Below are 8,029 nucleotides of genomic sequence, written 5' to 3'. Positions count from 1 at the left end.
TTGTAAGCAATAAACGCCGCCAAACCGCCGCCAGTGCCGGGCGTTGCGCCAATGATGACACCGACAAGAGAACCAATGCCAATGGGCTTGCGGCAGCGCCGATATTCCTCTTTTGTGATCTTATCCTTCGTCAGGGCCTTGGGGTCGTAAATTTTGTGATCCGTTTTGGGATCATATTTAGATTTGGTCAGAATTTCAGAGATGGCGAACATACCAATCAGCGCAATAATGAGGTCGATACCGGCCATCAGCTTCTTCTGACCAAACAGGAACCGCGCTGTACCGCTGATAGAATCCACGCCGATCGTGGTCATGAACAAACCAAGGCAGGCAGCAATCAGGCCCTTGAAAATGCTGTCATTCGACACACCAGCAATAACAGACAGTCCGAACACCGCCAGCGCAAAATATTCCGCAGGGCCAAAGAGCAGAGTGATCTTCGCGATCAGCGGAGCCAGAAACAGCAGAGAAAACGCACTGATCAGACCGCCGATCGTAGAGGCGTACAAGGCCATTTGCAGGGCCTTAAACGCCTGCCCTTTGACGGTCATCGGATAGCCGTCAAACAGTGTTGCCGCATTGGCGGATGTACCGGGCGTATTGATGAGGATCGCCGTGATCGAGCCGCCGTAGGTACCGCCGCAATAAATGGCCAACAGCATCAAGATCGCCATGGTCGGGTCCATGCCGTAGGTCAGAGGAATGCACAAGATAATGCCAAGGTCAGAGGTCAGGCCGGGGATCGCTCCGACCACGATGCCGATAACCAGGCCGACGGGGATAATCAAGAAGTTCTGCCAATTCAACAGAATTTGCAAACCGCCTAAAAATTGTTCCATGATCTTCCTCCTTCCCCGTTACGGCAGAGAGACGTGAAGCACGACTCGGAATACATAATATACGATGCCTACCATGGCAAGGGGGATCGCATAGTAATACCATTTTCTGGCACCATAGTACACCATGATCGCAAGAACCAGGATCACGGTGGAGATGACAAAACCAAAAGGTTTCACCATAAAGCAGTAGGCAACAAGGAACAGGCAATAGAGAATGGAGCGCAGTTCCTTCTTAAAGGCAGCGGAATGAAAGGATTCCTTCGTGACGGTCAATTCCTCTTTTTCCTTCATAAAGATGCCTTCCAGCAAAAGGCAGACGGCAAAAACAAACATGCCGCCGATGGCGATTTTAGGAAGCGTCTGTGCGGTAATAGCGGTTTTCTCCATCGTCTTGACCTGCGTAGGGATAGAAAACCATAAAAAAGAGCTGATAAGGGCAAACACGGTGCCCGATATGATCTCATGGTTATACTTGATTTTCATAATAACACACCTCAGTTAAAAAGGGGTGCCCCAAGCCCAAGGACTCAGGGCACCTCAGTCACTTACTGAACCAGAGGGATGTACTGACTCATAGCCTCAGTCTGGGAATCGATCATGCTCAGGATCTCGGCAGCATCGGAATCCCATGCCTTCATGCCCATGCCAGCCATGAACGTCTGGAACTCAGGATCGGCATACACTTCCAGAACAAACTCGCGCAGCTTTTCCTGGATACGGGGATCAACAGAGGAACGGACGGCCAGATAGTCCATACCGGTGAACTCCACGTCAATGCCCTGCTCCTTGAAGGAAGCAATGTGGCCAATGCCTTCCACATCCAGACCTTCGGGGATAAAGGTACCCAGGCAGTTCAGCTGACCGTTGATCACATAGTCGCGATAGGTCGGGGGAGAACCGATGGCAATATCCACATGGCCGCCAACCAGAGCGTTGATCGCTTCCTGGCCGCCGTCATAAGGCACTGCCTCGCAGGGGATGTCCAGAAGGGCGAACAGTGCGGAGATCATGGTGTAGCTGTCATTGCCGGGGCCGCCGGTAGTTGCATATTTCACCGTGTGGCCAGCGGCAGCGTAATCCTTCAGCTCCTGAATGTTGGTAATCTTGCTGGATGCGTTGCTGAGGATGACAAACTCCGTGATACGGATACCGCAGATGGGGCTGATGTCATCAATGGTATAGTCCACATCAATAAAGCTGGGAGTCAGAGAAAACAGAGGACCGTTGCAGCAGAACAGCGTGTAGCCATCGTCCTCAGCCTCCAGAAAATCGTTCATGCCGATGGTACCGGAACCGCCGGTATGGTTTTCAACGATCATGGGGACACCCAGGATCTTGTCGCTGTAAGAGGCGATCTGACGGGTGATCACGTCAGGACCGCCGCCCAGGCTCCAAGGCTGGATCAAGGTGATCTCCTTGGTGGGCCAATTCAGTTCTTCCGTAGCAGGGGCACCCGTCTCAGACGGAGTACCGGAGGTCGCGGGGGGCTCGTTGGTCTTTGCGCCGCAAGCAGCCATGCTCATGACCATGGCCAGAGCGAGAAGCAGGGATAAGAGTTTCTTGCTTTTCATCGTGGTTCCTCCTTAATTAGTGTTTGGTGGTAAATTTGATAAATTCCGGAGTAATACTTCCAGAATCGATCACAAGAGTGATGGCCTGAAAACCGTCAGGCTGGTGGAAATATGGGGGGTAAGATCGTTCGTCCGTGAAAAGGAATTGCGGCGGCCGGTTTGCGGGGCACATGGCCAAAAGCCGCTCATAAACCTCAGCATTTGCACTCCGGTAGCGGCGATCCGAGGATGCAGTTGTGATCACATACCGCAGCGGCATATCTCCCATAAATTGTTCTGAAATACTATCAACTTGACCGTGATGCGGCAATTTGAGAACGGTTACATTTTTGAGTAAAGAAATATCGACCTCGTCCCAGTCACCGGGGCAGCTATCTGCTGCCGTCAGAAAAACTTCGTCCCCTGCTTCGATCCTCAACAGGAAGCTGGTGTGATTGGACATAGCGTCTAACTTGGTCAGGATCTCTGTGATCACATCCATGTCTGTTTCATCATAGGCCCGCTCTATGAAAGCCATGTAATCGCTGATGCTCTTTTCCTTCGGTGCCAAGACGCTGATTTTCAGATCCTCTGCCAAATCCAGCCGGTCATCAGGATGGAGCACATGGACCGGAATTTGTTTGGCATTCGCATCCGATATGATCTCACGGTAGCTGTTCAAAGCCGCCGTATACAAGGGAACACTTCTGGCCGCCCCTTCTTTTGCTTCCAAGGGCTTGCCCTTCAAGAACGGTTCTGCCGGGTAGGGTACATAAATGGCGCCAACACTTACATCCTTCAGCACCGGCAGCAAGCCACAGACATGGTCCTCATGAATGTGAGAAATCAGCAGCGCATCAATATGATGGATCTGTCGGGTTCGCAAATATTCGGCGCAGCGAACACGGTAAGGATCTCCCTCAAACTCTTGCGGCAGATTGCCGCCTCCATCTAAGAGCGCCGTATAGCCCGTGTCTGATTCCATCAAAATGGCATCGCCATATCCGACATTCACAAATGTGATCCGCATTTCTTCACCTCGTTTTTTGTTTTGATAAAAAGAATCTCAAGTGGTTCCGCGAACGATCAGTTCTGTTGGCATTTCAATATACCATTTCGAAAGCTCTTCCCCGTCGATCAGGCGAAACAGCATTTCTACCGCTAACTTGCCCATCTGAAGGGAATCGATCCGCACCGTGGTCAACTCCGGTTCAATGACCCGGCTGACATAGCTGTCATCAAATCCGATCACTGCTACATCTTCCGGAATCCGGAGTCCCATACGCATCGCAGCCTTCATCGCTCCTACCGCAATGGTATCATTGGTACATAGCAGCGCAGTCGGCCGCTCCGGGCAGCTCAACATTTCACGGGCACAAGTTTCCGCGCACAGCTCATTGGCATCCACATCCCGTATAAGCAAAGGATCTACTGTGAGTCCGGCACTAACGATCGCGTCCATGTATCCGTTGTGGCGGTCATGGTAAATTTGGGGAGAAAAACGTCCCTCCAGTAAAGCGATCCGTCGATGGCCCTTCTGAATCAAATGTTCAGCGGCACATTTTGCCCCATGATAGTTGTCAACAGCGATGCAAGGCAAGTGTTCCATCTGGATCAGATTATTCAGCACAACAACAGGAATGTTCTGTTTGCAAAAGCTTTCGATAGAACTTCGGTCTGTTTGTCCGGCTATGATAACGCCATCCATGTGCTTTTTTATGCTCACTTCTCCGCTGGGCAGACGCACATGGTCATTTGTAGTGACAAAAAGGCCATAGTTCCGTTTCATCGTTTCCTGCATGATCGCTTCCAAAGCCGACGAATAGAACGGATTCAGAATGGCAGGATACTGATTTTCGTGGATCACAAACGTGATATTATCCGTTTTCTGGCGAGCCATTGCTCGGGCGATTGGATTCGGCGTATAATTCAGCTCATTTGCCGCAGCATAGATCCGGGCCTTTGCTCGCTCGCTAACCGCTTCCGGAGACGCAAATGCACGCGAAACAGTTGCTTTTGAGTATCCACATTTTTTCGCAACGTCGATGATCGTAGCAACCATTCAAATACCCCTCGCCCAAAATGAGAACGTTCTCATATCGTTTGCAAAAATAATGATGGCATATTGGCCCTCATTGCATTTTTAACATATCATGCGCTTCCTTCGTTGTCAACACACTTCTGTTTTTTCTACTTTCTGCTGTTTTTTGCTCAAGTTTTCTGTGTATAAACGCCAGTATTTCCTCGCTCGGACGCAGTCTGTCCACCCCTTATTCACAAAAATGCAGCTACGCAATGCAGAATACCTTCTCGCCTGTGGCACAGGTCGTTTGCAGCGCTGGCGCGGTATGAAAAGCGCAGATCGCCGCTTTCTTCTCTGCTGTACAGTGTAACCTGCATGTGATACAGCAGAGTTCAACAGCAAGAAGCAAACTGAGATGTCCTTGCAGAGTTTTGCCCCCATTCATCAGTGCTGCACGGTTCCGCAGGTGCCGCGATGTCAACAAGAAAGGGACATACGCCTTAGCGTATGCCCCTCCCTTTTCCCTATTTTTTAACGGATCAGATCCCGTCCTTCGTCCGGGCCAGACGGCGGCTCACGGCCATGCCGAAGGCATCCGGCCCCACATGGCTGCTGACGCTGAAGGACAGCGGATCGGCGAAGATGCTGCCGTGCTCCGGGAACGCGTTCACCGCCATCTCCCGCCAGTCCTCCAGTGCGGCGGCGTCCTGATAGCTGCCGGCCACGGCGATGTCGATGTCCCACTTGGCGGAAAGCCGCTCCGCGTCGCCACGAATGGTCTCCAGCAGTTTTTTCTTGCAGCCTGCGGTGCCGCGCACCTTGGCACAGGCGTCCAGCAGCTCCCCCTCGATCTTCAAAAGGGGCTTGATCTGCAAAACCGCGCCAATGGCCGCGGCTCCGGCGGTCACGCGACCGCCCCGGCGAAGATATTCCAAGGTCTCCACGCCCACATACACAATGGAATCCAGCCCGCTGGCCTCCAGCTCCCGCCGGATCTCCTGTGCCCCGCAGCCCGCCTCCCGCAGGGCCACGGCGTCCCACGCGGAGCTTTTCTGAGAGATGGAAATGCGGTGATTGTCCACCACAAACACCCTGCCCTCGTAATCCTCCGCCAGCATCTGCGCCGTGGCGCAGGAGGCAGAGAGACCGCTGGACATGGGGATGTACACCAGTTCCTCGTATTCGGCCAGCACCTTGTCCCAAAGGGCTGTCACATCGCCGGGGGAGGGTTGGGAGGTGGAGACCGCCTGCCGCTCCGTCAATGCACGGAAAAACTGATCCGGCAGCAGGTCGATCCCCTCGTAATACGCCTGTCCCTCGATGATGACCGGCATCGGCAGGACGAAAACGTTCATTTTCTGCGCTTCTGCCTGTGTAATGCCGCTGTTGCTGTCTGTTACAATGGCTGTTTTCATGCGTTTGCTCCTTATGTGTGAGCGGGTCCTTTCAGATCCGTATTTCATGATTTTGCGTGCCGTCAGGGTGCAGCAGCTCTTTCTATATGCTTTTCTGCGGCCTGCGTAGATTTTTTATTATAACAGATACCCAAAAAACATTTCAACACTTTTCGCTCAATTGGGCTGAAAATATCCCACATTTCAATGCAGTGCCTTTGTGGGACACACCTTCGTGCACTCATAGCAGAGTATGCACTCTGTTCCGTTTTTCCGCTTGCGGGCTTCCCTGTTGACCTCCACATCCATGGGGCAGGCTCGCAGACATTTCCCGCAATGGACGCATTTGCTCGCATCGCAGTGGACGCGGAGCAGAGAAAAGTAGCTCATGGGCTTGAGAAAAACCGCAACGGGACAAAGATACTTGCAGAACGCGCGGTTATCCTTAAAGGCGAACGCCAGAGCAATGCCCGCAAGGTAATAGAGTGCGTTCCCGGCGAGGAACAGCCAGAACATGATCTGTTCCAGATGCGCAACTTTCATCAGGAACAGCCCAGACACCAACGCCAGAGACAGGGTAAACATCACATAGCGCAGAACGCCCAGTTTTTCCCTACGCGGCTTCTGCGGCCGCTTGTAGGGCAGAAAGTCCAGCGCCATGGCCGTCCAGCAGGCGTAGCCGCACCAACCGCGCCCGAACAGCAGCGGGCCGAAGATCTTTGCCACGGCGTAGTGGATGGTCGCCGCCTCGAAGGTGCCGAGAAACAGATAGTACCAGAACCCCTCGATCTGCATATTTTCGCGGGAGATGACGCCGAGGTACAGCAGCATATAGCTGCCAACTGCCAGCTGCGCAAAATGGCGGGCATAGCGTTTCCCGGCGATAAAGAGCGCTGTTCCCAATGCCAGACAGCCGCCGATGTAACTGAAATTCAGCAGGTAGAACAGGTTGTCCTTCATAAGCCATAGTGTGACCGCTACTGCTTCAAACAACAGAAACAGCAGCAACGATGGCACATATTTGCGAAGTCTGCTATCGTTTTTCATTGTTTTCCCTCTGATTTCCCGCAATTTTCCAAACACTTTCTATTATTTTACATCATCAAGCTTCAGGCCACAATTCTTTTTTCTGACCGCAGTTCCATACGGAGACTTTTTGGTTTTCCTAACACTGCCGCCCGCCATCGTAGAAGGAGAGCGACATGCAGGCAAAGAAATACTTCACGCCCAAAGCAGCTTTTTGGCCAAGTCCTTCAGTCAATGGACCCGCTCCTTTGGCGCACCGGCCGCCGCTGCGGGGATATGCGGAGATTGCTGCATAAATGTATCCTGAGAATCAAAGGGCACGGCGCTGTGTTTGCGGCAATAGGAGCCATCCGGAAGCATCAGGCTCGCCTTTGCCGTGTCCCGCAGCTGAGAATCTAAAATTCAACTGAGCTGTCCCCGTATGCACGTTGCCATACTTCGTTTATTATAGGAAAGACCGGAAAAAGCCGATAGACAGTCCCGGTAAAAGGCATGTAAAATTCTGGTCAAGTGCGTCAGCCATGCCATTCCGAACCCGACGGACTCTCAAAAAAAAAACACCGGCGGGATCAGATCCTGCCGGTGTCCGCTTTTACCACTTCAAAGGGGATAGTTTCCGAAATTGCCGTGTCCTGACGGCGCACAATTCCACGTAATAACTCAAATACTGCTTTTTCAGTTGACGTTGTGACTCCTGATTTTTACGGAAGCTCGTCCAATACGTGCAGTCCAGATGACAGCCTTGGCAATACTGACTGCGGTGTTCCTGACAGGGAAGCATTTACAACACCTCGCTTTTCTCCGGATACTTTTATTGTAAGGCTTCCCCTTCCGGTAGGCAAACCAAGTGTTTGTAAAATCAACACAAGTTCTGTGACAGGAGTGAAAACCACTAAAAATTCCGCCCTAATATTCAGATTCATCAGAAAGGCACGGCTACCGCAGCTCACTGCGTGGAACCCGCAGTCCTCGCTTCCCCATAGAGTAAGCAACCCGCTGTTGCGGAATATGCGATGATAGAATTTTTATTCCTACCAGCGCCCTGTCCCATTCATCAGAACCGTGCGTCCAGTGAAGCCGCAGTGTGCTCTTTTGATGAATGCCGAGCGTGTACTTCTCTCGATGGGAAAACAAATTACGCTCCCTCGTGTTCCTCCAGCAGATCGGTCATGTTTTTCAAACCGATGCCCAATGTGG

At 52.1% G+C, this 8,029-nt stretch carries 7 protein-coding genes; all 7 read right to left on the bottom strand.

The window, feature by feature from the left end; translation table 11 throughout:
• A partial coding sequence (locus H8Z83_RS18240; protein WP_187016357.1) for a tripartite tricarboxylate transporter permease occupies positions 1-839 on the bottom strand: 839 nt, incomplete at its 3' end.
• Between the two features lie 18 nt (positions 840-857).
• On the bottom strand, positions 858-1,322 hold the full coding sequence (locus H8Z83_RS18235; RefSeq protein WP_187016356.1) for a tripartite tricarboxylate transporter TctB family protein: 465 nt from the start codon (positions 1,320-1,322) through the stop codon (positions 858-860).
• A 62-nt stretch (positions 1,323-1,384) separates the two neighbouring features.
• Positions 1,385-2,410, bottom strand: coding sequence for a tripartite tricarboxylate transporter substrate binding protein (locus H8Z83_RS18230; protein WP_187016355.1), 1,026 nt, complete (start codon positions 2,408-2,410; stop codon positions 1,385-1,387).
• A gap of 16 nt (positions 2,411-2,426) precedes the next feature.
• On the bottom strand, positions 2,427-3,419 hold the full coding sequence (locus tag H8Z83_RS18225) for a ComEC/Rec2 family competence protein (protein ID WP_187016354.1): 993 nt from the start codon (positions 3,417-3,419) through the stop codon (positions 2,427-2,429).
• Positions 3,420-3,455: 36 nt separating this feature from the next.
• A complete protein-coding gene (locus H8Z83_RS18220) occupies positions 3,456-4,451 on the bottom strand; it encodes a LacI family DNA-binding transcriptional regulator (protein ID WP_187016353.1) in 996 nt (331 codons plus the stop codon).
• A 500-nt stretch (positions 4,452-4,951) separates the two neighbouring features.
• Positions 4,952-5,827 (bottom strand): DegV family protein, encoded by an 876-nt coding sequence (locus tag H8Z83_RS18215; RefSeq protein WP_187016352.1) that lies wholly within the window; start codon positions 5,825-5,827, stop codon positions 4,952-4,954.
• A gap of 183 nt (positions 5,828-6,010) precedes the next feature.
• Positions 6,011-6,853 carry a 4Fe-4S binding protein gene (locus H8Z83_RS18210; RefSeq protein ID WP_187016351.1) on the bottom strand — a complete coding sequence of 281 codons (843 nt, stop codon included), beginning with the start codon at positions 6,851-6,853 and terminating at the stop codon, positions 6,011-6,013.
• Positions 6,854-8,029 lie beyond the last annotated feature (1,176 nt).

Origin of the sequence: Dysosmobacter segnis (assembly GCF_014297285.1) — a bacterium.
Classification (GTDB): Bacteria; Bacillota; Clostridia; order Oscillospirales; family Oscillospiraceae; genus Oscillibacter; species Oscillibacter segnis.
The sequence above is the reverse complement of the archived record's forward strand: the minus strand, read 5'-3'. Positions and strand labels throughout refer to the sequence as shown.

What these genes read in the sequence shown, in the direction of transcription:
- H8Z83_RS18220 (WP_187016353.1), bottom strand. Translation starts at nt 4,451, where the DNA reads ATGGTTGCTACGATCATCGACGTTGCGAAAAAATGTGGATACTCAAAA.
- H8Z83_RS18230 (WP_187016355.1), bottom strand. Translation starts at nt 2,410, where the DNA reads ATGAAAAGCAAGAAACTCTTATCCCTGCTTCTCGCTCTGGCCATGGTC.
- H8Z83_RS18225 (WP_187016354.1), bottom strand. Translation starts at nt 3,419, where the DNA reads ATGCGGATCACATTTGTGAATGTCGGATATGGCGATGCCATTTTGATG.
- H8Z83_RS18235 (WP_187016356.1), bottom strand. Translation starts at nt 1,322, where the DNA reads ATGAAAATCAAGTATAACCATGAGATCATATCGGGCACCGTGTTTGCC.
- H8Z83_RS18210 (WP_187016351.1), bottom strand. Translation starts at nt 6,853, where the DNA reads ATGAAAAACGATAGCAGACTTCGCAAATATGTGCCATCGTTGCTGCTG.
- H8Z83_RS18215 (WP_187016352.1), bottom strand. Translation starts at nt 5,827, where the DNA reads ATGAAAACAGCCATTGTAACAGACAGCAACAGCGGCATTACACAGGCA.